The organism is Mesobacillus sp. AQ2 (assembly GCF_030122805.1).
Classification (GTDB): Bacteria; Bacillota; Bacilli; order Bacillales; family Cytobacillaceae; genus Mesobacillus; species Mesobacillus oceanisediminis_A.
Genome location: NZ_CP126080.1, coordinates 657,000 through 683,068, shown reverse-complemented (window position 1 = coordinate 683,068; position 26,069 = coordinate 657,000). Strand labels below are relative to the sequence as shown.

Genomic DNA, 26,069 nt, shown 5'->3' with positions numbered 1-26,069 from the left:
TTTTCATGCCGTTTTAAAAAGAAAACCTCCAGAAAAGGAGGTTCCGCACTTATGACAATTCAGTAATGGTATCGATCGGCGCCTTAACAGCTTCGCGAGCCTTCTTGACTGTAGACTCATCTGGAGAATCATAGAAGCAAAGGCATTTTGTCATATCTTCACATACATAGGTCCTTGAGAATGTGACTTCAGGAACTTCCGAATAGTGAACGGAATTCTTGGATTTCCTTTCTAGGTAAGCATCCATTGTCAGGTTTTCTGGAAGGTTCCATTCAACAAGGTAATTCACTTTGTCTGCCTGTTTCTTTACTTCCTCTAAATCCCTTCCGACAAGACGGACAGGCTTGATTAGAGTGACAGGAACTCCTAATGCTCTTAAACCTTCATTGATGACATTTCGCTCTTCCGCCTCAAGAATAAAGAAAGCCCTTGATAAATCCTTTGCCACTTGGACCTCAATTAAAGTGGCATTTTGCTTGCCTAACTCATCACGGATCTCACCGGCCTTCTTTTCAAAAGCCTCTTTATCTTTCACTGCACTGTTAAAAATTGATTCCACTAAATATAAAGTTGCCATTCCTTATTCCTCCTTAGTGTATGTGTATATATCCAATCTGTTTACTTGGTATTACTTATAGATTATTTTATTATACTAAGTAATAAAAAACAACTTAGTTGTTTGAAAATTTTTATGATATGATTTATTTAACCAAGCTTCGGAGGTTTTATCTATGAGAGAATCTAAATATGATTTGCCATGCAATATCGCCCAGACCTTGAATATCATTGGAGATCGGTGGACCTTACTGGTATTGCACGAAATCTTAGCAGGAAGAACCACTTTCAATGAAATAAAGAAAGAACTCAATGGTATTTCATCCAATATACTGTCGGACCGCTTAAAACATTTGGAGCAGGCGGGACTCGTGATCTCTTCCCTTTATTCAGAACATCCCCCAAGATATGAATACAGGCTTACAGAAAGCGGCAAAGAACTCGAAGGAGTTTTTAATGCCATGATCATGTGGGGCAGGAACAATCTTGAAAAATGCTACAAGAAGTTAATTCATACAGAGTGCAAGCACGAAGTGGAGTTAGCCTACTATTGTCCCCACTGCAAAAGAAATGTTGATGAAGTTGAAGCAATCGAGCTTGAAAAAGTAGACACAACTGGACTCAAATAAAACATCATTGAGACAGAGAGCGATCATGCCCTCTGTCTTTTCTGTTTAATTTTTCCCTATCCCCCATTGCCGGTTAATCCAGGCTTCAAATACACCCACTGCTTTATCCAGGAGCAGCCCGGAAATCCCAATAAATACAATGCCTGCCATTACTAAGTCAAGTCTCATTGAGTTTCTTGCATCAATGATCAAATATCCCAACCCTGATTGCGCCCCGACCATCTCGCCTGCCACTAGAAAGATCCAGGCAGTTCCAACCGCAATATGAAGGCCATTCGCAATATAGGGGAAAGCTGCCGGGAAAATGATTTTCGTCAATAGCTTGAACCCCTTAATTTCTAGGTTCTGAGCCACCTTCAAATAATTCCGATCCACTTTCCGTACGGCCGAAACTGTTGACAGCAATACAGGGAAAAACGCAGCAATAAAGATAATGACGATTGCCGGGATATCCCCTATTCCGAACCAAAGGACAATAAAAGGTGACCACGCAATCGGAGAAACTGGACGTAAAATCTGGGCTACCGGGTCAAGAACATTCCATAGTAATGGGATTCGCCCAAGAATCAAACCAAGCAGGACCGCTGCTAGGACCGCGGATAAATACCCTGCAAGGAACCGGTATAGACTGACCTGAAAATGTGTAAACAGGGTCCCGTCTTGAATCAGGGAAAGGATCCCTTCCCACACCTTGATCGGGGGAGGAAACAGGACCTGATCGTAATCGCCAATCACAATGATCAATTGCCATACTGCAATCAATAAGGAAAATCCTATGACCGCATTCAAAATAGTTCTGAGTTTCATGATTTTCACTTCGCTTTATCTATTAAAGAATGGTCGACAAATTCACTGTAAGTTGGAGGGTTTTCCATCAATCCCATTTCGATGAGATTTTCGCTAAGCTGCTCAAATTCCGCTTCCTTGATTTTCAAATCATCATAAGAGATCCATTGGAATGAGAGATCAAGCACATCCTTCTCAACTTTCATATACTTTGAAGACATATCCTGGGTCTTTTCATCCTTTAACTCGGCCACATCACCAGCCTTGACATACTGGTCGACAAATTCCTGCGCAATCTTATTTTCCTTTTTGATAAAATCATTACGCAACACCAAAGTGCAGTCGATCGAGTCTTTCCAAACGTCCTGATCCTGGTAAAGGACCTTGCCCTTATCAATGGAAACGGAAATGGCACCAAATGGTTCTGCTACTACATAACCGGCTATCCTTCCTTCTGCCAAAGCTGCCGGCATTTCTGCAGGCGGCATTTCAACTGCCTTTACATCCTCATATTTCAGCCCATTTTGCTTTAACATCTGATACAACAAAATGTTGTGAGTCGAAAATTTATGCGGAATCGCAAAATTTTTCCCTTTTAGATCTTCTGCACTGTTGATATCGTTTGCTGTGACGAATACATTTCCATCTCGGTGTCCCAAGGCGACGGCACTTAAATCAATCCCCTGTTCCTTCGCCTTCATCGCTAATGTAACCAAAACAGAAGCTCCATCTATTCGGCCTGTATTCAATGCATCCATCAGTTCTGGCCAGGAACCGAATTTGACAAGTTCCAAATTGAAATTCTCGTATTCTTGCATTTCTTTTTCAATATAAAGCGGGACAGCGTGTGTAATTGGCAGATAGCCAATCTTAACCGTTTTTTTCTCGCCATCTCCTGTTGATTGTTTGCTGCCGGAACCGCATGCAGCTAATGACAGGGTGAGGATTGAAACCAGCATAAGCAGGATGACTTGACGCATTGGCTTTTTCATTAAAATTCTCCTTTGTCTTTTAAAATAGTTAAATATGATACTCAATCGATGAGTTTGCACGATTAAAATGGAATTCTTCAAAAATCATCTTTCGGTAATGCTGAAAATCGCTGTGGCTGCGATCACGAGGTTTGGACAAGTGGATGTTGATTTCCTTGTGAATCCTGCCTGGATTGGCTTGCATGATAAAAATGCGATCCGACAAATAGATGGCTTCGTCGATATCATGAGTAACAAGGGCAATGGTCGTTTTTTCCTGGGATTGTATTCGAAGGAGTTCGTCTTGAAGATAGTAGCGATTAAACGTGTCCAGAGCTGCAAACGGCTCATCCATGAGAATCATCTCAGGCTGCAGTGCAAGAGCCCTTGCAATCGCAATTCTTTGCTTCATCCCGCCTGAAACCTCATGGGGGAATAACTCACCTTTATCTTCTAAACCCACCAGCGCCAAATAATGTAAGGCCCGTTCCCTCCGCTCCTTTGCATGAAGGTTCAAGCCCTCAAGTCCAAGTTCGATGTTCTTTACAGCAGATCTCCATGGGAGCAGACCATAGTTTTGGAACAGCATGACACATTTGCGTGTCGGCCTGGTCACAGGTTTTCCTTCTAATACGACTTGCCCAGAGTCAACGTTTTCAAAGCCGCCGATGATGTTCAATAAAGTACTTTTCCCACATCCGCTCTCCCCCAAAATCGAAACGGTTTCCCCATGGTTGATATCAAGTGAAATATCGTCCAGAACCTTCATGCTCTTATTGTTGTTAGGAAAGCTTTTACTTACTTGATTCACTTTAATGATCGGACCCTGACTCACGTTCCTTACACCCACCTTCCTGACACACTTTATAATAATTATATTATTCCTATAAAATTAGTATGAATTAACTTTAAGTTATTTTATTATACTTTGTTCATTTTTACAACTTATAATGGCAGAATATTTTTTCAACAATTAGAGAGCGCTCCGGTTCCTGTTTTTGGTCCATTTATGGGACACAAGAACCGTTCCCGTGACTCTCAGGACACCGTTTCGGCTGCTTTAAGAAGTGGTATATAGAAAAGGGAATTTAAAGATAAGAAAAGGAGATTTTAAAATAAAGGGGGAAGAAACATGACGGAACATAAGGATATGCCGAAAGAGACAGGATTGATTGAAAACTTCCGCCTCCTTAGGGAAGGCTATCAATACATAATGAACCGGAGTGATAAGTTCGGCACTCCGGTTTTCGAAACAAATCTTTTAGGGGAAACCGGCATTTGTCTGATTGGAAAAGAAGCGGCGGAGATTTTTTATGACAATGATCGTTTCAAACGGGAAAATGCAGCCCCTAAACTCGCGCAAAAAACTTTATTCGGTGAAGGTGGCGTACAAGGGCTGGACGGCGAACGTCACCACAACAGAAAAGCCATGTTCATGTCCCTGATGTCAAAAGAGTCTCTTAATGAAGTTCAGGCAATTTTTGCAGAAAAGTGGGAGCGTTATAGCAAGAAGTGGGAAGCCGAAGAGGAAATCATCCTTTATCATGAAGTAAAGAAAATGTTGACGGAAACAGCCTTCGAGTGGACGGGCGTCCCGCTTCAAAATGATGAGTTAGTGGATTGGACAGACGAGCTCAGCGACATGTTTGAAGGCGCAGCGAATATTGGCTGGAAGCATTGGCAGGCACGTCGGTCCCGCTCAAAAGCAGAAGAATGGCTTGAAGCATTAGTGGAAAAAGTCCGCTCTCAAGAGATTCATCCGGATGAACAAAGAGCGCTTTATCAGTTTTCTTTTCATACAAATCCAAATGGAGAATTACTGGCTCCCTCTATTGTTGCGGTAGAACTCTTAAATTTATTGCGACCCATTGTCGCCATCTCTGTTTATGTCGACTTCACTGCCCTGGCTGTTTATGAATATCCAGAGGAAGCCGCGAAAGTGAAAAATGGAGGCAAGGAAGAACAGCAGCGCTTCATTCAGGAAGTGCGGAGGTTTTATCCGTTTTTTCCTTTTGCTGCAGCCCGAGTGAAGCGGGATTTCAAATGGAAGGGCTATATGTTCAAAAAAGACACCCTTACACTCCTGGATTTATACGGCACCAACCATCATCCGGAAGTATGGGAGCAGCCGGAGTTATTTGCTCCTGATCGTTTCCTCTCGTGGTCCGGCAGTCCGTTTGATTTCATCCCTCAAGGCGGAGGAGAATATGAGATTGGCCACCGCTGTGCCGGAGAGTGGATGACTGTGCATCTTCTCAGGGTGGCGGTTGATTATTTAGTCAATCACTTAAGCTATACCATCCCGAAGCAGGATTTAAACTACAGCATGAACGATATTCCAAGTCTGCCTGAGAGTAAAATGAGGCTGGCAGACGTGAAAAAAATATAATTTGCTTTGAGACAGAGGGAACCTTTTGCTCCTAAAAAAAACTAGAAAAGTGCCTGTTCTTCAATGAACAGGCACTTTATACATCATACTCCCATAACCCAAGCCTTCCTTTGGCAGGAATGAAGCTGTCCAGCATCTTCATATCGCTGACTTCCCAGACGTACCCTCCCACTTTAAAATCACCGAGGAAAAAGTCATTGCCTGAGACGATCCGTCCATCCTCCAGCACCGCCCATGTCTCGTGGCTTTCCATCACCCTCAAACAATCCTCAAGCAGGCAGGTGGCAATGATCACACCAGTTGGAAGGTCATCAGCATTATACCCATGCTTTGAAAGCAGCGACTTGATTGCCACATGACTGCAGACAACCTTATCGACCTTTTTGCTGGTATGAATCGCAAGAGGTCCGCGATACTTCGTACTCCATGACCTCGTTTCATATTGAGCCTCGCGCAAGACAAACAGACTAGCCCAAGGCTGAATCATCGACAACACCTTCACTCCAGCCACCCTCACCCTCAACAACTATTTAGTCTATAGCATTTCCCGGCAATCGCCTAATCAAACAGGGGGTGGTGACCCTGCCTTATGGGCCAGAGGGACAGTTGTGACGTCCCACGAATTCCCGGAATTTCCACTTCATCCATATACATTATCTTTTCCTGCACGAGCAAAGGGACCATCAAAAGGGCTGCCTTCATGTAGAGGCAACCAAATTCTTGAGATTAATAGAAGGTTAAAGTTGGCCAGAAGACTCCGCCACTACATCTTGCTCCACAACCCTATCCACAAACTCCTTTACAGCCAACCCTGCCTGTTCCGGGAGTTGCATCCAAACATAGGCATGCATGGAACCTTTGATGTTGATGATTTCAGAGAAATCCACAAGCTTTGAAAAAGCATCCACGCTACTCCTGACTTTTTCATCAGCCCATTCTTCTTCGCTTGGCATAAAAAGGACCGGACATTTTATTTCCTTATAATAATCCTGGAATTGAAGCTCCTAATATTTTTCCATGTACTCCATCCTGACATGATTCCGGTAATGACTGGTTATGAAGCCATCTCCATTTTCTTCTGCTGTGCTTTTCAGGTAGGTCAGGAAATGTTCATTCAAAATCCCCATCCATTCAATAGGTATCTTCGCCTCAGCCAGGAATTCGGTGAGAGAAGGATGTTCTGGCATTCTTCGTTCCAATAACTTCTCCCTTTGCCTGTTTTTTTCAGCGGTAATCCCCTCAGCTATCCCATTGAAAATTCCATAATCCCCAAACTCATTGTATAGTGCACCTTCACAAACAATCGACTTCACCATGTCTGGATGGGACGCTGCCAAACTCAACCCCACTTCTGCCCCCATCGAACTGCCTACAACATGACACGTCTTGACATCTAGGGCTTGGAGCAGCAAGTATAAATCATTGGCCAAATCATCAATATGATATCCCGTAGGTGGTTTGGCCGATTTGCCATGCCCTCTAAAATCAGGAGCAATAATCCGGTATTCCTTACTGAAAATCGGCAAGATGCCATCCCACATATTTAAAGTCCCTCCGCTAAAATGAAGAAATAAGACTGCGGGTTTAGTTGAATTTGAATACTTTACATTCAATGCGATTGAATTAGATAACTGGATTTTACTTTCTGTTAGCATTAACGACCCTCCATGCTTCTTCTACTTGCATTCTTTCAGACAGGCTAGTTCTTGGATGCCCATTGATACTATTGGCCCTGGCTGTCAAGATGGTCTCTTCATTGCTTTTTCCTCTTAAAATCTTAAGAGTTGAATCCAATATTTTTATTTGAAGGACCTTGGCCGTTTCCAATACAGAAGCCAATTGTTGTGGCTGATATTCCATCTCAAAAAAACCAACGGAGATAGATTCATATGTTTTTCCTTGCCCTGAATCGATGAATATCCGATCATGCTCTTCCTTCATGAACTGCTGATAAGCCAATGGATTTTCCCAGAAAGCGATAATCCAGGCTGTGTTTGAATCTTTTTCACACCAGCCGCCCAACTGTCCAAGAAATCCTTTCATATGGCCGAGCTGCTCCCATTGTGTTTGTCCGTCTGAAAATAATTCCTTCTTTTGTTCTTCCACCTGGCACCGGATTGATTTTATGAGCATGATTTTTCCCCTAACCCAATCACAATAGATTCTGCAACCCATTCGTATCCAATTTCCTGATAGATTTTATTTGAAGTAGGATTGCTGAGGTCGGTATACAAGCTCGTTGTTTGGTAGCCCTGGTCCAGCATCATTTGTGAGAGTGCTGCAACACAATCAGAAGCAAAGCCTTTCTGTCGATGCTTGATAGGGGTGTAGACAAAATTGATGTTGATGTTTCTTTCCGTGGGCCTTGAGGCATTTGCCATCGAAACAATCTCCCCTTCTACTTCCCACCCCAGTAATCTTCCTCTCCGAATTAATTCATCCGCTTTGGCTTCCGCTTCATCCATGGTAATCGGCAGGTTCACGTCTTCGCAAAATTGATACACCCACTCTTTTACCAAAGCATGTTCCTCTCCTGTCAGTACCCGAGGCCTTCCTTTTGATACGATATTTTTCTTCACCTTATCCAGTTTGTATAATCCCTGGTTCATTTCCACAGTCGCCGTCACATCTCTTAGCTTAGAAAGATAGCCAGAGAGTTCAATAATCAGCTTCCTGTCACCTATAAGGCCAGGTATCCTCTCCAGCTCGTGATGCATCCGTTGTGCAATCTGGCGAAGTTCGTCCGGTGAAAAAGAAGCAGCTTTCGATAAGATGATCTTATCCGGCTGAGTTTGAAGCATAACCCACACAATTTCTTCATCCCTTTTCACGACAGCCATTAACAGCGGGGGTTTTCCTGCAGAATTCAGCACTCCCAGAGATAAATTATTGACCACTTCATCCTGTTTCAAAAACGCGGTTACCTCTTCTTTAAACTGCAAGGGATTTTCATATTTTTGCAGCTTGATCATTCCATCATCCCCATTCCATTGCCTTTCTCAACGTCTTGAATATCAAATCTATATTCGCTATTACAAAGTTTTATCCTGCTTTTACGGTGAAAGGACCAATGGAACGGTTTTGCTGTCCCCGTATTTTTCATGAGATGCTGTCACCGTCTCCATGTTTCATTCATAACTATAAAAACTCTTTTTCGAAGATATGTATGTGCTTGCGAGTTCTAATGCTTTTTCTTTTTCCCCTTTTTCAAAATAGTACTTAAAGAGCTTTCTTTCATAATGGTCGATGAGGATGACGTATCCGATTTGTTTTAAATGGGGGATTACTTTGTCCTCCAGGAATTGATAGTATTTCTCTTCTTGATTTGTCAGCTGATATATATGGAGCTGGAAGTCGATCCAGGTGTGTGAGTTGCTTGTTTTGGCATGTTTCAGGCCTTTTTCGGCGAGTGGGATGAGGGCAGCCTCTGAATATAGCTTACCGCTGGAACATGTCATGATATAGCCATCTAAACTGGTTAAGTAATGCGGCGAGGCATCTCCCATTAAATCGATTGCTTTTTGGTAGTAATCGGCAGACTGTTTATACATCTTGCGGCGGTAGCATTCAAATCCGAGATTGTGATAGATCTTTCCGATCCTGTCTTTTGAATGAAGCGATTCGCTCAATTTGATCAATTGCTCGTACTTGGCCTTCGTTTCGGCAAAATCGTGGAGCTCTTTGGCATTCAGCTGAACAATCAATAGCATTTCCGTATCAATAATTCTCAGGATATTTAATGTCCTTTGGAAATAGGCCAAAGCTTTTTTCCCGTAATAATAAGCGGTGATATTTGAGTGAATGGAATGATAGGCAATCGCTAAATGATAGTAATATTCTTCATTGCTGTATTGTTCGGGGTTGATGGAAGTTAAACAGTCGATACAATCTCGATATTGTCCCTTTAAAAAGTAATAAATCCCAAGGATATGCTTAAGTGTGTTTTGATCCTGAGGAGACATTTCAGCCTCATGCTTTTGCAGGGTTTGTACTATAGCAAATGCAGGTTCTAGTTTGTGCTCAAATAAGTAATGCCTTGCAGAAAGCAGTTGAAATAAAACCTGGAACTCTGGCATATCTATTAAACTCTCTTTTTCAAGTTCCTCCTTTAAGGCCCTCGGATCATTTTCACGCTGCATGATGATGGATTCTAACCACTGATGCAATTTCTGTGATGATTGATGATAGCGAATGATTTCATCTTCAAGGCTAATGTTCAGTTTCTTTGCCAGCAGCGCCGTTATTTCCGGAGAATATTCGGTAATTCCTCTTTCAATCTTGCTGATATGGGTAACCGAGCATACTCCATGGCATAGCTCTCCCTGTGTCAACCTTGCTTTTTCTCTGTAAAATTTAATGATTTTCCCCTCTATCATACGGCACCTCGACGGAAAATAGTTTTTAACATTATAACAAAAGCGGGAGACATTTCTCCCGCTTTCCTGCTAAAAATATTTATTCCTTTGGTTCAAGCCCAATCATCTTCAAAAAGTCTTTTAATCCCTTTTTCCCAATGGTCGCTATCGGCTTTGCACCTGTTCCTGCTGTCTGGCCTTTGGACATGAAGTTCTTCTCAATGAATCTTACATCGGTTTCATTGACCACGCCATCCTGATTGAGATCCAAGTTGATATTGTCTGGGTTCTTTTCACCATAATGATTTACAGCCTCTTTCAGGTCACGGATATCAATGATTTGATCTCCCGTCACATCTCCAGCAAGATTATCTTCCGGATTGTCCCTCCAGTAAATGCCACGGTATTCGCCCTCTGCTACAATACCGCCCATGACATTCTTCACCTGTGTCAAGTGTCCCGGAATTTCTGCATATATGCTATAAGAAACATCTGCAGGAACAACCACTTCATATAATCCGCGATCATCGATATCGGCAGGATAAATACTGCCGTCTTTTCCTTTTGCATAAACCTTGGCATTCAGCTTTGTTAAATCGTATTTCCGGTCGACCCAGCCGCCAGGCGTCAAGAAGGCCTCTGGTCCCATGTTTCCGGTCAACCGTGTATGCCTGGAAATGACCTTGAAGCTTGATAGGCCATAGGCCGGAATTTTCGTTAATTCTGCCTTCCCATATTCTTTATAAGTCAATTCATTCAAGCGGACTCCCAGGCTATCATTGCTGAACGTATCATCAATAAGTTTGAATGTAACATCAAGGAACGGTGTATCCCCACTGATTCCCTCAAATCCTTGTTTTTCTACTGCAGCTCCAACCTTGACGGTATTATCACCTACAACCGCTTCGTCCAGCTTCACTTCTGCGCCCATGCCAGCTGCGAGCTTTTCAAATTCTTCATTTACTTTAACACCCTGGAATTCCAATGTATCAACGTACGTTTTGATATCCAGGGAACCCGAAACAAAGTTCTTTACATTATTCAAGTCCAGGGTTACTGTGACCTCGTCATTTAACTCCAGGCGTTCCTTATTAAACCGGCTTGTTGCATACCCAGTTCCCTCTTTTATAAAGACGTATTTAGGAGATCCTAAGCTGTCTGCTGCGGTTGCTAAATCCCATGGCATCAAACCGAGCTGATATGGCTTTGTCCCATATTCTTCAGGAAGTACCCCAAATTTCGTGTCACCATTATCGGCAAGACGCAGGAATCCCATGATGAATGGAAGGCCATTTTCATAATAGCCTACAGTATTTGATTTCTGAGTGTAATCAAAGCCTCTTTGCTGCAGTAAATCGACTGTTGAATCGGTTACCTTTCCATGTACCCAAAGAGCGCGGGCACCATCTTCCTCTGTCAGCATGCTGTCACTCACTTCTGTTACGCCAGGTTCAATATCAAGCTCCACCTTTGGCGGTGTATTATCGACTAGCCCAACACTTTCAGAATGATAAGTTTTTCCGTCTTTATCTGTACTGATCAGATCAAGGACATATTCACCTTCCGGAAGCTTGTGAATATAGTCGGCAATTGGCTGCTTCTTATTCCCTGTAAAAGAATAAGCCAGCCCTCTATGTCCGAAGTAAATAAGGTATTCTTTATCAGGAGCAGCAGCTCTTGCATCATAGCTGCCGATCACGCCAACAGCCTCCCCTGTTTTGGCATCTTTTGCAATCAGGTCAAAACGCTCCATCGGGCTTTTGAACTTGAAAACAAAATGAGTTCCAGGTGAATAGTATTGATGGAACGGTGTATCATTCGAGACGGAAGGCGAGAGCGGTTCGGCATAAGCAATGCCTTTATCCGTTACCCTGATGGCAAAAGGAATCTGGTAGCTTTCCTCCGGATTTGCTTCATTTGTAAAATGAATATACCCCTCGTAGCGCCCTAGTTCAGCATCATGCGGAACTAGAATACTGGCTTCGACCTCTTTTACCTCTCCCGCTCCTACCGAGATGGTTTCCGGAAGCTGAACCTGGATTTGATTCTTAATCCCATCCTGCACACCTTCCCTAGCCTGATGATACTCGACTTCTGCCTTGAAGGATTGACTCGCAGTTCCTTCGTTCGTCACTTTAATGGTCCGGCTGTCCTGGACATCCCCGTCCTCTATGTAATGGTTTCCATAGCTGATCGAGCCTGTGATCTCATCGACTTCCACATATTCGCCATTTTCGATGTTGTCTGTTTGATCCATCACCTTAAAAGATACCTCAGAATGGACCGCCTGGTAGGCATCCAAACGGCCTGTCCCTACCTCGTAGACCGAATAATCGCTCTTCAGATCATCTGCCGTGTTCATAAGGGCAGTCTTTACTGCGAATGGGTCAAGCCCGGGATTTTCTTGTAAAATCAAGGCCGCTACACCAGCAACATGAGGGGTAGCCATCGATGTCCCGTTCAACCGGGCATAGGCAGCTGTGTAATCAAGGCCGTCCTCCGGGCTATTCATGAACTCAGGATATGTCGAGAAAATGGATACTCCAGGCGCAACCAGGTCAGGCTTAATGTCATAGTTGCTGTTAACCGGCCCTCTTGAGCTGAAGTCCGCAAGAGAATCTCCTTCTGTTTTAATAGAAGATAGCTGATTGAAAGTAATCGATGCATCATTCCTGCCCTTAAGCTGCTCTCCGTCCGCTTTTGACAGCTGGAACGTCGGTATATATTTCGTATTTTCACCGATATATACTGGGATTTCACCTTCTGCGTTGTTGTAGATGATCACGGCAATAGCCCCAGCATTTTTCGCATTTTGGACCTTGGCTTCAAAGGTCAGCTCTCCACGTTCAATCAGGGCGATTTTTCCGGGCAGATCCTGGCCATTGAAATCCTCTGGCTTGCCCAATCCCGCGAACACAAGCGGATACGATTTCCCTTCTAATTCCTTCAGGTTATCGGTAAAATTTTTCGCAAGCAGTTTCATATTTTCAAAGTTTAAATTCCCGGCACTCGCTTTAAAGGTCGGAATCGACATTGCTGCGTCACTTGCGCCAACTGTAATTCCAAATGCACTTGCACCAGGAGAACCCAGCGTTTTTTCATTCGGACCGTTATTTCCTGCAGCAACAACCGAAACGACTCCGGAAAGCATGGCATTATTAATCGCTACCGAAGTTGGATATAGAGGATCGTTGACGGCTGCTCCAAGTGAAAGGTTGATGACATCCATCCCATCAGCAACCGCCTTATCAATTCCTGCCAGTACCCCAGCAGTCTGTCCGGATCCATAAGGGCCCAACACTTTATAGCCATATAAATCCACATCAGGCGCAACGCCTTTTACCGAGTAATCCACATTGTTATGCTTCTGCGCAGCAATCGTCCCTGACACATGTGTACCATGGGATGTATAGTAGGCTCCTCCTGTATAGCTGAATTCCGGATTCTTTGTTGCCTTCCAATCTGCATAGGTTGTCTCCATCGGATCCGCATCATTATTAATGAAATCCCAGCCCTTTACCGAAGCCGGATCGACGGTTTTAGGATCAATCCCCTCCTGTCCGCGGAAACCTTTATAGGAATCTGCTAAATCAGGATGAGTATAATCAAGACCTGTATCCAACACCCCAACTTTGATGCCTTTTCCCGTTATACCTTCAGCATGCAGTTTATCCACACCAATTTGCGGAATGCTGTCTGCCATCTTTGGGGTAATTTTCGGCTGCTCACCTTTTGGGAACTCCAGCTGAACCTGGGCATTGCTCCAGATTCTTTTTACCGCCCCTGATTGAAGAAGCTCTTCAACGGCTGTTCCAGGCAAACTCATAGACACTCCGTTAAAAGCATTTTTGTATTCTCGTTTAATTTCGATTGTACTAGGATCATAGAGGGTGCCACTTCTCTTACTCTTCAAGGCATGTACATGCTGCTTGAATTCCTTGTGGGATTGCTCTACTTTGTCCTTCGCAGTAACAAGAGCCAGCTTCTTCCCCTTCAAAGATGCTTTCTTCACCTCAACCTTTGCTGGCGCCTGGCTGAACTCGACGATCACATCTACTAGTTCAGGAGTTTTCGTATTCACTTCGGGTGAAATGATGAATCCTGGACCTACCTCCAGCTGCTGCAGCGCCTCTCTTTGTTCTGCAGATAGACTGTTAAGGATCTTCTCAGCTTCTTCAACTGTAACTCTAGGTTTCTCTGCCATAACATTGAAAGGTACAGTAGCTGAAATCATCAAACCAGCTGCCAAGGCACCCGTTAATAGGTTTTTACGTCTCTTCATGCTCATCCCCCTGATTTCTCAAATTGATAGAAAAGTAAAAATACTTTCTATATTTATAGTAAGGGGGCTAATGCTAGGCGTAAATGGGGGTAATGAAAGCGGGACTAATGAGATATGCAGACGCTTATTCTGACCCTGTCCTTCCTGTTAAATGGTGATTTATCAGATAAAAGTACCCATCAACTTGGCCTGGTCTGAGCAAAGTAAAAGGGAAGCATTATTTTGCTTCCCTTTTTCAAGAGACATCGGTCATCTCTGGGTACGATCTTGTGCTTCTTTATATGCTTCCCTTCCGTTTTTTTAAGAGGGGCTTTGGAACATTCACATTTTTAAACTTTTCGGGTTCTGACTTTATGAGGGAGGTACATTCTGCAGAGAAATCAAAAGGAATAAACTGTTGAAAATCTATGGCGAAAATATCAGCATCAAAATTTTCCCTGTACTGCTGATCAATTGCCCGCATGCCATGGTCTTGTTCTCTCTTTAAAAATTTAATAATCTGATGTCCGATTGCTCTTCCTAATTCAATTCCTTCTGAGTTGTCAGAGGGAAAATGGACTCCGGCCAATAAACGGCTTAATGCATCTTCCTCAGCAATTCTTCCCAGCTTCTTTTTTTCAGCAGGAAAGTAAGAACTCAAGATGACTTCCGCACAACCAGACACTGCAGCATGTCCTGACGGATATGTTGGAAACCTGGGGGTACATAAAATGGTTTCCAATTCCTGGTCATACTGATTAGGCCTTGCAACATTCCATTCATACTTCAAACTCCATACAACAACCATTGTATCATTGATCGCTCCATGCAATACGGCCTGGATTCGAGCCGCCTGAGTAGGAGTAACACCATACGTATCAATTAGGCGGTCAGCGACAGGAGTCCACTGTTTAGTCGGTACTCCTGTCCCATAATAGATTGCTATTTTCTCCTGGGTTGGAGTTAGATTCTCGAGGGTCCTTTGTACGACCTTCAATTCTTTTTCAAAATTTATCAATCGTGGATGTCTTATGGGAAGCCTCAGCCTTTGTCCAAAAGGATCAGAAAAATATCCTTCTTCATCTCTTTTCAAAAAAAATAGCGGCCACCGTCCCGCTAAAGGTGTAACCGGATCGCGTGGAGATGATTCTTCTCCAGCATATGGCACTTCAGACCACTTTAAATAACTATATCTCAAATGTTTTCACCTCCAGATTTTTTTATCATTATATGAATGAAAATAAAATGTGGATAGGCTTCGGCGGATTTACTTGGAGGGTCATAGGGACGGTTCACGAATATATAGAATTAGCTTCTCACCGGCTCCTCTCCTTTTCCCCACGAAAAAAAGCATAGGGTACGTTCCCATGCTCCGCTATCGTTTAATATAAGCCACTCTTCTCTACTGAAAATTCTATCAACCCAGACCCCGGATCAAACTCCGCTTCGTCTTGAAGCACACCATTCATTTGCACCTTCAACTCTTGGGTTGCTCCATGGACAACCAAACTCATCCGCTCCCATTCAGGGTCATACTGATTGTGTAAAACATCGACCGTGATATCCAGGGAGTCTTCTGCTTTTTTCCCGCAGATCTCCATTTGAAAATAACTCCCCTGGTGATATTCGAAAGTTTTCCCATCGTCTTCATAATGGACATACTGGTTCAATCCGTTCTCTGAAGGATATAAATGAACCTTGATTTCAGACTCTTTTTCCTCAGCCGAATTTTTCACAGAACCATGAACCAGTGTCACACCTTCTTTTACAAAAATCGGCATCGTCGCCATATCTGCTTCAATCAGGTGGTGTTTTCCACCCTCCAGTTTTTCCTCCGTCCAATAGTTCACCCAGCTGCCCTCAGGCAAATACACAACCCTGTGATAGGTGTCTGGCTTCATGATCGGCGCGACAATCACATGTGAACCAATCATGAATTGGTCAGAAAGGTTAAAGGTGTTTTGATCCTCAGGGTATTCAAACACCAGCGGGCGCATGACCGGAACTCCAGTCAGGCTGGCTTCACGGAATAAGGTATACAGATAGGGCAGCCATACATACCTCTCTTGTATGTACTTCCTGATGATCTTTTCATACTCCTCACCGAACGACCATGGTTCCTGGCGGATTGATTCGAGCACGCTATGGTTCCGGAAATACGGAGTGAACATGCCAACCTGGGTCCAGCGTGTCAGCAGCTGCCCTGTTGTATCATGCGCAAACCCGCCAACATCGGGACCGCAAAACGGAACACCTGACATCCCGAGATTCATGCACATCGGAAGCGACATCTGCAAGTGCTCCCAGAAGCTGCGGTTATCCCCTGTCCAAACCGTACTATACCGCTGCACTCCAGCAAAACCAGCCCTCGTCAGTAAAAAAGGACGTTTGCCATCCAGCTGTGCCTTCATTCCCTCATATGTCGCCTCACCCATCAGCAGGCCGTACAAATTATGCAGTTCACGATGGGTTTTAGGGTTGCCATCATTTTTATGCATGACCTTCAAATCCATCGTTTTCGTTTCATTAAAAACGGCCGGCTCGTTCATATCATTCCATATGCCTTCAATCCCCATCCTGGAATAGAACTTATGCTTCTCACCCCACCATTTACGCACATCCTCGCTCGTAAAATCAGGAAAAGCACTCTTGCCTGGCCAGACATCCCCAAAGTAAAGATTCCCCTCAAGATACTTGCAAAAGTAATCCCCGTTCACACCCTCCTGGTAAATAGGATACTCCGGGTCCTCCTTCACACCAGGATCGACAATCGGAATCACATGAATTCCCTCCTGCTTCAAATCCTCCATCAATTTCTCAGGATTCGGGAACCTCTCTTCATCAAAGGTAAACACACGATAACCATCCATATAATGTATGTCCAAATATATGGCATCAAGCGGAATGTCCCTCTCCTGAAACTCCTTAACAAGCTCCCTTACTTCCTGCTCCGACTCATAGCTATAACGCGATTGATGATAGCCAAGCGACCACTTAGGAGGAAGCGGCATCCTTCCGGTGATTTCGGTATACTGCTCCACCACATCCTTTGGCTTCGGACCTGCAAATAGATAATAATCCAGCTGCCCGCCTTCCGCCCAAAAGGAATACGTTTCGTTCGATGTCCTCATGTCAAAAACACTCTTGAAGGTATTATCAAAAAACAGCCCATACGCCATTCCATTGCGAATACCCATAAAGTAAGGGATCGACTGATACAGCGCATCAATTTCAGGATTATGCGGAGCATACACATCCGTGTTCCACATTGTCATCTTTTCTCCGCGTTTGTCCAGGAAGCTCGTCTTCTCCCCAAATCCATAAAAATGATCAGCAGGATGCATCTCTTTAAAACAAATAACCTCTTTCTTTTCATTGAATCCCATCGAGGACTCATGATCCTGTATGATTGTCCGTCCTTGTTCATCCAGCACCGTAATCCTTATCGGACTTTTATGTATGACAATCGCGAGCTTCCCACTTGAAAGCCTGATTTCATCCTCACTCTCGGCAAAAGAAACCTCCACCTCTTCAGGTTCTTTTACGACTGCGAAACTCGAACTCAATGACGGCTGTTCCTTAGGATTCATGACAACCCGAACAATATCATCCCGGTAAAAACAAACCGTTACATACCCATTTTCACAACTTAGGTTAAGGCTGTTGTTTTCAAGCTTACTAGAAACGACCGCTCCCACACTGCGGAAAGCAGCTCCTTTCCTCTGGCTCTTCATTCCTGGTTGAATTGCAAAGCTAGTATCTTGCATGTATCTGTCCTCCAGACTTGTGGTGCACCATTTAGTATTATTCCAGACAGCGGGGCGTCTTCGCTGTATCTCGAGTGAAGTAATTCAACACTCATTCGAAAAATCGCCCTTCTTCATCAATATACCTTATTTCTTTCTGCTTGACTCCCCCTTTGCTAGCCATCTGACAGTACCTACTTTGTAATTTTTTCTTAAAGGAATTTTTAAGGAATTTCGGGAAGATGGTACTACGTTTTGGAGCGAGCTTAGGATTGATTAACACCCAATTTCTTGAATATACAGAAAAAAGACCTGTTAGTAATCTCCTATGGAGCCAGTGAAGAATCTTTATAGGTTTACATATATTCACATTAGCTTAAAACACCCTCTGTATAATCTGGTTTGTATTCAAAATCATTTTGCAGAGGGGAAGGTTTTACAATGAATGAGAGACCGTTTGATGAAATGATCAGCAGCTGGAGTCAAGAAGGTTTGAAAAAGAACATGGACCGCCGCAGCTTTTTGAATGGGGCTGGCAAGCTGGCAGGGCTTTCTCTTGGACTTGCGATCGCTCAATCACTTGGAGGCGGATTCAAGGTCAATGCTGCCCCAGTGTTTAACGAATACCCATTTAAGCTTGGAGTTGCTTCCGGAGATCCTCTTCATGATAGTGTCGTGCTTTGGACAAGGCTTGCGCCAGACCCGCTTGCAGGCGGAGGAATGCCTCAGCATTCTGTACCGGTAAAATGGGAAATTGCCGCGGATGAACACTTCCGCCAAATCATCAAGCGTGGAACTCAACTTGCTACACCTGCTTTAGCCCACTCTGTCCATGTCGAAGTAACAGACCTGAAACCGAACACCGTTTATTTTTACCGTTTTAAAAGCGGAGAGGAATTCAGCCCGGTCGGCAAAACCAAAACGCTTCCTGTACCTGGAGCAAATGTAGCCGCGATGACCTTTGCCTTTGCTTCATGCCAGCAATACGAACACGGCTACTACACTGCCTACCAGCATCTGGCCAAGGAAAATTTAGATCTTGTTTTTCACCTCGGAGATTACATATACGAATATGGCCCGAATGAATACGTGTCGCCAACCGGCAATGTCAGGGCACACAGCAGTTCAGAAATCGTCACTCTTGAAGACTACCGCAACAGGCATGCCCAGTATCGTTCGGATGAGCATTTAAAATCGGCTCATGCTGCTTTCCCTTGGGTAGTCACTTGGGATGACCATGAAGTCGAAAACAATTATGCCAATATCATCCCGGAAAAAGGACAGTCGGTTGAAGAGTTCATCAAGCGCCGGGCAGCTGCCTATCAAGCATATTACGAACATATGCCACTGCGCGTTTCTTCCATGCCGCATAATGAAGGAATGAAACTCTATCGTGACTTTTCATACGGCAACCTGGCTGATTTTTATGTACTCGATACACGCCAATACCGTGATGACCAGGCAAATGGGGATGGAACAAAGCCGCATTCTGAGGAATCACTCGATCCGAATCGCACGACACTTGGCGAAGAACAGGAAAAATGGCTCCTTGGAAATCTGGGTAAATCAACTTCCCACTGGAATGTACTGGCCCAGCAAATTTTCTTTGCCCAGCGAAAATTCGGGACAAGCACTGCCCCGAAATACAGCATGGATTCATGGGACGGTTATCCGGCTGCGCGCGAACGCATCATCGATTTTGCCGCTAGCAACAGCATCAACAACCTTGTAGTACTCACGGGTGATGTTCATGCAAGCTGGGCGTCGAACCTGATGGAGGATTTCAATGACCTGAATGCGAGGATTCTCGGTGCGGAATTTGTCGGCACCTCGATCACCTCTGGAGGCAATGGCTCTGATGTCCGTGCCGATACAGCGGCAACGCTTGAGCGGAATCCGCATATTAAATTTTTCAATAATTACCGCGGGTATGTACGATGCCATGTAACGCCGGACAAGTGGCAGGCAGATTATCGCGTGGTTCCTTTCGTCACCGTTCCAGGAGCCGATATCTCAACCAGAGCATCGTTCGTGCTTAAGAAGGATGAGCAAGGAATCAAGGAAGCTTCGTCCACGATCGTTCCAAACGGTGTCAAGCTATCAAGTGAAACAGAGGAAGACCGCCATAAGGCACATGCCAAAGCGCATCAAAAACAGCTCGAAAAAAAGAAGCAAAAGGTCACTAACTAATAGCCTTACATGAGGAATGGAGGTACACTTTTATGTTGCAAAATATCGGGATTCCCGGTTTAATCCTTGTTCTTGTCATTGCCCTGATCATTTTCGGTCCATCGAAGCTGCCTGATATCGGACGGGCATTCGGCACAACGATAAAAGAGTTCAAGAAGTCGACGAGGGAATTAGTAGAAGATGCCGAATCGGAACAAGACAACAAAGAGAAGAAAACAGTTTAAACGGGAAGATGCAAGCAGAAATTGTACTGCTTGCATCTTTTTTTACGCTTAATTTGCATTGATCGTTACATCCCTTTTATAACCCTGCCCGATTTTTCCTGATAAACTGCCCATCATTCCGCTAAATGAAATCAGCGTACAGGAGTCTATCTGAAAAATAAATAACAAATAGAAAAGAAGCACTGGTACGAAGAAGTGAGCTCCAGTTGTTTGAGACACCTAACAACTGGAATTGCAGTTCTTTTCCCAATGCTTCTTTCTCAAGTACTATGTCCCCTATAGCATACCTTTCTAATACATACGGATACCCCACATTACCAAGGATTGATCTATCCATTCCAGCTTTAATAGAACTATATTTGCCAACTAAAAAGGAATGGCAAGAGCAAAAGTCTGATAGCGGTTGAATCCTCGGTTCTTTTTGTGCCCGTACTCATAAGATAGAAATTCTAGGACCTCGTGACAGTCATTTAACGACTGTCACGTACCTATCATTCAAGTTTACGCTGCGGATAGTTCAGTTCCCTGTTTTCGACGGTAAACGACCTTTGATAACAAAACACTGCATTCATACAAAAATAACAGCGGAAGTATGACAAGAATGTCCGATAGAAAATCTGGGGGTGTTATAAGAACGGCCGTTACAATCAACATAAAATAAGAATACTTTCTCGCTTTTTGCAGTCTGTATGGATTTAACACACCGAGGCTTGTCAGAAACATAATAATGACAGGCAGCTCAAATAAGAATCCGAAGGGCAGGATCATGTTCAGTAAAAAACGAAAGTATTTCTCTGTTGTGAAAAATTCCATGAACATGTCTTCCGACAGCGATAGCAGGAATTGAAACACAAGCGGAAAAATGACGAAATAACCAAAACTAATGCCCATTATAAAAAGCAAGAATAAGGCCGGTATGTAGGCTACTGTTACCTTTTTCTCCTTTTCTGATAAGGCAGGCCGTACAAAAAGCCAAATTTGATGGGCAGCGATGGGAATCGTACCTGCTATAGCAATCACAGCTGCAAGCATCATATAAACCCACAAAATATCACTCGGACCAAGAACGGCTAATTTAATGGATAAATCCTGGATTAACCATTGGTAAATATTCTTTACATAAATAAGAGCCAAAATGACAAATAGCATAAAGCTTCCAACAATGATCATCAAACGTTTACGCAATTCGCTCAAGTGGTCCACAAGATTCATCTGTTTTCCATCCATGAAATCACCTCTTAAAAAAGAAGATGAAAGGTAGTTACCTGCATCTTCTGCTATTTCTATTGAATTTGCCTGCTTTTCTTTTCATCCTTTTCCGGCTCGTCATCCGAGACCAACTCACGTGTTGATTTTTTAAACTCTTTTAGTGTAGACCCAAACGCCCGGCCTATCTCAGGCAGTTTGGATGGACCAAATATAATTAAGGCAATGACTAGAACTAAAATTAAGCCAGGTATCCCTATATTCTGTAACATTGCATAACCTCCAATACTTCAAATCTTTTAAGTTCGGCCACAGCTGAGATGATAAAAAGATGTAAACCATACAAAGTGTTCAGTTTACATCTTTTTAATGGTATCTATTCTATCGTTTTAACTCATTTTTACTCCGTGCCGCTCAAATGCCGCTGCTTCAAGAATGGACATACCTTGCGCCTTGGCCGCCTCAGCCACTTGTTCAGAAACCTGTGGTGTAAGATTCGCAGGTGCAGCAAAGGACATTTCCCTTGCGCGCGCCACATTACGGCGCTGGAACGGTCCCCAAATGGCAAATGTTTTACCAGGGGTTTGAATATTGACGAATAGCGTATTTCCATCTGGAGAGAAGGTCGGACCAGCCAATTCAGAATCGCTTAAACGGTTGGCCGCAAAAGGATATACCTTGCCTTCTGGAGTAATTCCCATAATCCGGTCCTGGCCAGAACCATCTTCTGCATACCAGAGATCTCCCCAAGGGGTACAGCAAATATTGTCCGGATATTCCATGTGCTTTTTGTCATTTCCCTCATAGAAAAGCTCCAATGTATTCGTGTGCGGAACATATCGATAAACACGGCCAAGCTTCTTGTCACCAGCAGATGTGTCATCGAACCAGAAAACTCCTTCTTGGAAAAAAGCTCCCTCAAGTCTGGAGAACACAATGCAGTTTTGCGCAGCAGCTTCTTCACGGCACCAGTGAGGATCTACTTCCTTCCAAACAATTTTAAAAGTTTGTCCTGTTTTAAATGTGCTGGCTGACGGGTCAGCGACCTCTTCAATCGCAGCCGCATACAGCTTGCCGCCCTTTTGCAGCGCACCCGGCTTTTGGCTCAAGTCATTTGGGATAAAACGATACAGAAAGCTCGGGCTTGCATCTTCCGTTAAGTAGACATATCCTGTAGCAGGGTCAATAGCACATGCTTCGTGTGAAAACCGGCCCATTTCCTTGATCGGTGTTTTGGACATATCATTCTCTGGCTGTGTCGGGTCGACTTCGAACACATAACCGTGACCCTCGGAGCGGTTTTCTTCGCAGGTTAGCCAAGTACCCCATGGTGTCGCGCCACCCGCACAATTGCGGATCGTACCTGATGACGTCACATATTCTTTAATCACTTCACGATTTGCCCCTACAACTAGTGCGGTAGTTCCACCCTGGGCATTTACATCATAAGGATTTCTTCCAAATGCCGGACCTGATGACAATTCATGATTGCGAACAAGAATCGTCGTGTTGTTCGGTCCTTCAAAAGCTGCCATTCCATCGAATGCACCAGGAATCTTGGTACCGTCTGTCATCAAGCCGCCTTCTCTGGAGATAATTTTGTATTGGAAGCCTTTTGGAAGATCGAGGATACCATTAGGATCTGGAACCAAATCTCCGTATCCGCCAAATCCGCTGGCTGGATTTTCAGCAGCATCCGCAAGTGCTGTTGAACCCAGTCCCATTACCCCAGTGGAACCAAGAGTAAGAGCAAGCGCGCTCATCCCACCCGCTTTTAAGAAATCCCTACGGTTCAAGCCATTATTAGACATTTGATCAGTCATACCTTATCTCTCCTCATCTATGTATTTATGAATCTAGTAATAGATTAAAAGGAAATTATTAAGACATAACCAGATTATTGTAAAAATTCAGTTTAAAGATAGTAAATGTAAATTAACAATATATTTGGTAGGTCTATCACCTTCAAAGCCGGTGGAAGTAGCTATTCTCAATGTGGCGATTCAAATATGCAGAGGGAACGAACAATGCTATATAAAATTGAAAACGACTAGAAAGAACCACAATAGCCGCAGACAGCAAATCATCAAAAGACTCAATCACATGATTATTCATAACCACTCCTGAAAATTTGACATAACCAATATATAATTCCACAAATATCCAAATTTCCCTCTTGTAAAAATATGAGTCAAAAGACTCAAATACTCATAAAAAATGCTTGCTATCCAATTAAGGTTAGCAAGCTATATGTAATATTCGAGACAGATCACAATCCCCTGTCTACCATTATGGAGTCAATTCAGTGCCGCCACCCTAATTAACTCAAATTTTTGTAAAAATAATACCAAGCAAAGCTGAAAAAATTCCAACGAGCTGGTACATTTTGATTTTCTCCTTGAAAAGCCAGATGCCAGCAAGTATGACGACCAGGCAATTCAGGCTCACAATTGGGAAGATGATGCTGGCTGTTCCCTCTTGCAATGCATAAAAGTAACAGCTGTAGCCGATGACACTGATCAGCCCAACGAGTGAACCGATATTGGCTTCCGTCCGCTGCCAATGCTCTTTTTCCCGAATGCTGTTAATCCCCAAATAAATACTTCCGCCTCCATACATGCAAATTAATGTATTAAGCGAACTGATTTGCAAATAAGAAGTAGTCTTCATCAAGATTCCTAGAATCCCGAACGAAAGAATGGCCAAAAGTACCCGGAAAAGCCATGGACCATACTCGGTTCCGCGGTTCAAACCTGGCGAATATTGAATCACTAAGCCTGAGCCCAGTATGAAAACAATGCCTAGCCATTGGAGCAGGCTGATCTGTTCGTGAAAAATAATCGCTGCACCAAGAATGGGAAATATCGCGTTTGCCCCTACCAGAGGTGACGTCAGGCTGGCCGGTCCGTTCTCAAATGCCCTCGACATTTGGATATTCCCATTCGCATTCAATATTCCAATCAGGCCGCCAAGGACCATTGCCAGTAAGTTAAACTCCAGCTCCCCAGACACCACTCCATAACCAAGGGTGACCAGAAAGGCTACCAAGTAAAAGAAAAACTGAATATGTACCTTTGATAGATGTCGTGCAGTGCTCCATTTAAAAATCGTATTATTGATCCCAAAGCTCAACGTCGTTACAAATGCCGCGGCAATCCACATGCTGATCCTTCTCTCTCTATCACTTTGACTCCCTCATTTTAAAACTGTATCAGAGTATTCGCAATCTATTTTTTCGTGTTTCTAAATAAAAAAAGAACCTCAATTAAGGTTCTTTTCACTCTACCACGGATAGCCTGATAAAAAAGTGCCTCTATCCAGAGTTTAGTGTTTTTCAATAGATTTAATGAATGAACATTCCTCGTCTTTTTCTTCTGTTTGGCCAGATTTAGTTGTTATGGTTTTCATTTATTATTGAATGTCCTTTATTCTGCATTTTGCGGTTGAAGTGGATTGTTTTCTAGAATGTTTTCTACTTCTTCATACCCCTCTGGAAATGCATAGTTATATCTCGGTGGAAGTGCAAAAACATACTCATTATTTTGACCCAGGATTGATGGGCGAACAGGTGCTGCCCCAATATGAAATTCCCCCTTTTCAAGTACGGACCACTGATTAAGTGTAAAAATCATGATCGGAATATCTTGTTTCGGTTTTTCCTCCGTCCATTCAGGATGTCTAATTGAAAGGATTTGGCCACTTTCAATTATTTGTTGATCAGTAGAAATACCTTCCCAGGAATCAGAGACAATCTTGTAACCCTCCCAACTTTTTGGAAGTTCAAAGTTGAATCCATATTCTGTATTTTCATAAAGAATCGTATCTGTTACTTTATCATCAGGTTCGTTCTGATCTAGAGGATCTTTATTATCGTCCACTTTGTTTTCATCTATTGGAGGATTTTCCTTGCTTTGTTGCCCTTGTTCATTTGAATCAGGACTTGATGGACGTTCCTCATTAAACGGAATAATAAGGATGGCGAATAATAGTATAGCAGCTACACTCGCTAAACCCGCTGTAATCCTTTTCATTGTCGCAGCTCTCCCTTTTTTCTTCTTATCATTTGACCTTGCAAATTTCAGCAGATTTTCATGGATAATATCTTGTGTATCCTTAGTGAACTTTTTATCATAATCAGGTTCTGGTAATGATTTGATTTTTCTCTCTAAATCATAAAATTTCTCATGGTCTTTCATAGTGAAAATCCTCCTTCGCTTTTTTGCAGTATCTTTAACGCACGATGGTAGTTAATACGCACCTTATTTTCAGTCCAATTTAAAATGGATGCTGTTTCAGATACAGAAAGTTCTTTAATACCTCTAAGGATGATGACGTCCCGATAATTTGCTTTAAGCGATTGGACTGCTTGATAAAGCAATCTGTTATTTTCATTAAGCTGGAGGATTTCCTCAGGCGTTGCCTTATCTGTTTGGTCATCCCAGAACCTGATCATTTGCTTCACCCTAAGACGCTTCCTTTTTCTAATTTCATCTATCCCCACATGGCGCGCAATCGAAAAAAGCCAGGTTTTGGGACTTGATTTTTCCTGATACGTATCAAAGCCTTTAATTGCCCGCATAAAAACTTCCTGCACCAGATCTTCCACATCATTTGAGCCGATATAATAAACTAAAAAATGGTATATATCTTTGTTGTACAAGTAAAACCACTCTGAAATTTTGTTGCTAATCATCAGCTGGTCAACTCCATTTTCCCATCAATTTTTTATACTCATAAATTAGTCGAATCCGAACAAC

At 43.3% G+C, this 26,069-nt stretch carries 23 protein-coding genes; 4 read left to right on the top strand and 19 right to left on the bottom strand.

All coding sequences use genetic code 11. From position 1 onward, the window contains the following. Positions 1 to 49: 49 nt before the first annotated feature. Positions 50 to 577, bottom strand: a complete 528-nt coding sequence (locus QNH36_RS03425; RefSeq protein ID WP_144475430.1) for a DUF4242 domain-containing protein — start codon at positions 575 to 577, stop codon at positions 50 to 52. A 154-nt stretch (positions 578 to 731) separates the two neighbouring features. On the opposite strand from QNH36_RS03425, the gene QNH36_RS03420 reads away from it, so the two are divergent. Continuing rightward, the gene (locus QNH36_RS03420) at positions 732 to 1,184 is read left to right on the top strand and encodes a winged helix-turn-helix transcriptional regulator (RefSeq protein WP_144475431.1); all 453 of its coding nucleotides are present in this window, start codon (positions 732 to 734) and stop codon (positions 1,182 to 1,184) included. 45 nt (positions 1,185 to 1,229) lie between these two features. Here QNH36_RS03420 and QNH36_RS03415 read toward each other — a convergent pair whose 3' ends face one another. From QNH36_RS03415 to QNH36_RS03405, 3 genes are read right to left on the bottom strand one after another with little or no spacing between them, the layout of a single operon-like run. Next, a complete protein-coding gene (locus tag QNH36_RS03415; RefSeq protein ID WP_395883498.1) occupies positions 1,230 to 1,991 on the bottom strand; it encodes an ABC transporter permease in 762 nt (253 codons plus the stop codon). A 5-nt stretch (positions 1,992 to 1,996) separates the two neighbouring features. Next, entirely contained in the window at positions 1,997 to 2,962 is a 966-nt protein-coding gene (locus QNH36_RS03410) for an ABC transporter substrate-binding protein (RefSeq protein WP_283904696.1), read from the bottom strand. Between the two features lie 28 nt (positions 2,963 to 2,990). Beyond that, positions 2,991 to 3,776 (bottom strand): ABC transporter ATP-binding protein, encoded by a 786-nt coding sequence (locus QNH36_RS03405; RefSeq protein ID WP_283904695.1) that lies wholly within the window; start codon positions 3,774 to 3,776, stop codon positions 2,991 to 2,993. Between the two features lie 297 nt (positions 3,777 to 4,073). On the opposite strand from QNH36_RS03405, the gene cypC reads away from it, so the two are divergent. Then, positions 4,074 to 5,330, top strand: coding sequence for a CYP152 family fatty-acid peroxygenase CypC (cypC, locus tag QNH36_RS03400; RefSeq protein WP_144475434.1), 1,257 nt, complete (start codon positions 4,074 to 4,076; stop codon positions 5,328 to 5,330). Between the two features lie 76 nt (positions 5,331 to 5,406). Here the strand turns inward: cypC and QNH36_RS03395 are convergent, their stop codons facing one another. The 9 genes from QNH36_RS03395 to QNH36_RS03355 all read right to left on the bottom strand — a co-directional run bounded on the left by QNH36_RS03395 (position 5,407) and on the right by QNH36_RS03355 (position 17,713). Further along, on the bottom strand, positions 5,407 to 5,832 hold the full coding sequence (locus QNH36_RS03395; RefSeq protein ID WP_283905366.1) for an ASCH domain-containing protein: 426 nt from the start codon (positions 5,830 to 5,832) through the stop codon (positions 5,407 to 5,409). 235 nt (positions 5,833 to 6,067) lie between these two features. Beyond that, a complete protein-coding gene (locus QNH36_RS03390) occupies positions 6,068 to 6,283 on the bottom strand; it encodes a hypothetical protein (protein ID WP_283904694.1) in 216 nt (71 codons plus the stop codon). A 51-nt stretch (positions 6,284 to 6,334) separates the two neighbouring features. Beyond that, entirely contained in the window at positions 6,335 to 6,985 is a 651-nt protein-coding gene (locus QNH36_RS03385) for an alpha/beta fold hydrolase (protein WP_144475435.1), read from the bottom strand. Then, positions 6,969 to 7,463 carry a YdbC family protein gene (locus QNH36_RS03380; protein ID WP_283904693.1) on the bottom strand — a complete coding sequence of 165 codons (495 nt, stop codon included), beginning with the start codon at positions 7,461 to 7,463 and terminating at the stop codon, positions 6,969 to 6,971. Before QNH36_RS03380 ends, QNH36_RS03385 begins: the two co-directional genes overlap by 17 nt. Continuing rightward, positions 7,454 to 8,302 (bottom strand): GNAT family N-acetyltransferase, encoded by an 849-nt coding sequence (locus tag QNH36_RS03375; protein WP_283904692.1) that lies wholly within the window; start codon positions 8,300 to 8,302, stop codon positions 7,454 to 7,456. The genes QNH36_RS03380 and QNH36_RS03375 overlap by 10 nt, the downstream gene beginning before the upstream one ends. 156 nt (positions 8,303 to 8,458) lie before the next feature. Continuing rightward, positions 8,459 to 9,706 carry a helix-turn-helix domain-containing protein gene (locus QNH36_RS03370; RefSeq protein ID WP_144475438.1) on the bottom strand — a complete coding sequence of 416 codons (1,248 nt, stop codon included), beginning with the start codon at positions 9,704 to 9,706 and terminating at the stop codon, positions 8,459 to 8,461. 79 nt (positions 9,707 to 9,785) lie between these two features. Then, on the bottom strand, positions 9,786 to 13,967 hold the full coding sequence (locus QNH36_RS03365) for a S8 family serine peptidase (RefSeq protein WP_144475439.1): 4,182 nt from the start codon (positions 13,965 to 13,967) through the stop codon (positions 9,786 to 9,788). A gap of 277 nt (positions 13,968 to 14,244) precedes the next feature. After that, on the bottom strand, positions 14,245 to 15,144 hold the full coding sequence (locus QNH36_RS03360; protein ID WP_144475440.1) for a vanadium-dependent haloperoxidase: 900 nt from the start codon (positions 15,142 to 15,144) through the stop codon (positions 14,245 to 14,247). Positions 15,145 to 15,328: 184 nt separating this feature from the next. After that, a complete protein-coding gene (locus QNH36_RS03355; RefSeq protein WP_283904691.1) occupies positions 15,329 to 17,713 on the bottom strand; it encodes a glycoside hydrolase family 31 protein in 2,385 nt (794 codons plus the stop codon). Between the two features lie 420 nt (positions 17,714 to 18,133). On the opposite strand from QNH36_RS03355, the gene QNH36_RS03350 reads away from it, so the two are divergent. Together QNH36_RS03350 and QNH36_RS03345 are read left to right on the top strand one after the other, a co-directional pair. Continuing rightward, a complete protein-coding gene (locus tag QNH36_RS03350) occupies positions 18,134 to 19,882 on the top strand; it encodes an alkaline phosphatase D family protein (RefSeq protein WP_481825300.1) in 1,749 nt (582 codons plus the stop codon). Positions 19,883 to 19,914: 32 nt separating this feature from the next. Then, entirely contained in the window at positions 19,915 to 20,106 is a 192-nt protein-coding gene (locus QNH36_RS03345) for a twin-arginine translocase TatA/TatE family subunit (RefSeq protein ID WP_144475443.1), read from the top strand. Positions 20,107 to 20,607: 501 nt separating this feature from the next. Here the strand turns inward: QNH36_RS03345 and tatC are convergent. The 6 genes from tatC to QNH36_RS03315 form a co-directional block, all read right to left on the bottom strand. Next, on the bottom strand, positions 20,608 to 21,333 hold the full coding sequence (tatC, locus tag QNH36_RS03340) for a twin-arginine translocase subunit TatC (protein WP_144475444.1): 726 nt from the start codon (positions 21,331 to 21,333) through the stop codon (positions 20,608 to 20,610). 56 nt (positions 21,334 to 21,389) lie between these two features. After that, complete coding sequence (locus QNH36_RS03335; protein WP_144475445.1) at positions 21,390 to 21,584, bottom strand: twin-arginine translocase TatA/TatE family subunit; 195 nt, start codon at positions 21,582 to 21,584, stop codon at positions 21,390 to 21,392. A gap of 117 nt (positions 21,585 to 21,701) precedes the next feature. Further along, positions 21,702 to 23,135, bottom strand: coding sequence for an alkaline phosphatase PhoX (locus tag QNH36_RS03330; RefSeq protein WP_283904690.1), 1,434 nt, complete (start codon positions 23,133 to 23,135; stop codon positions 21,702 to 21,704). Between the two features lie 502 nt (positions 23,136 to 23,637). Further along, positions 23,638 to 24,474, bottom strand: a complete 837-nt coding sequence (locus QNH36_RS03325) for a DMT family transporter (RefSeq protein WP_283904689.1) — start codon at positions 24,472 to 24,474, stop codon at positions 23,638 to 23,640. Positions 24,475 to 24,737: 263 nt separating this feature from the next. Beyond that, complete coding sequence (locus tag QNH36_RS03320) at positions 24,738 to 25,508, bottom strand: hypothetical protein (protein WP_283904688.1); 771 nt, start codon at positions 25,506 to 25,508, stop codon at positions 24,738 to 24,740. Further along, the gene (locus QNH36_RS03315) at positions 25,505 to 26,005 is read right to left on the bottom strand and encodes an RNA polymerase sigma factor (RefSeq protein ID WP_144475448.1); all 501 of its coding nucleotides are present in this window, start codon (positions 26,003 to 26,005) and stop codon (positions 25,505 to 25,507) included. The genes QNH36_RS03320 and QNH36_RS03315 overlap by 4 nt, the downstream gene beginning before the upstream one ends. Positions 26,006 to 26,069 lie beyond the last annotated feature (64 nt).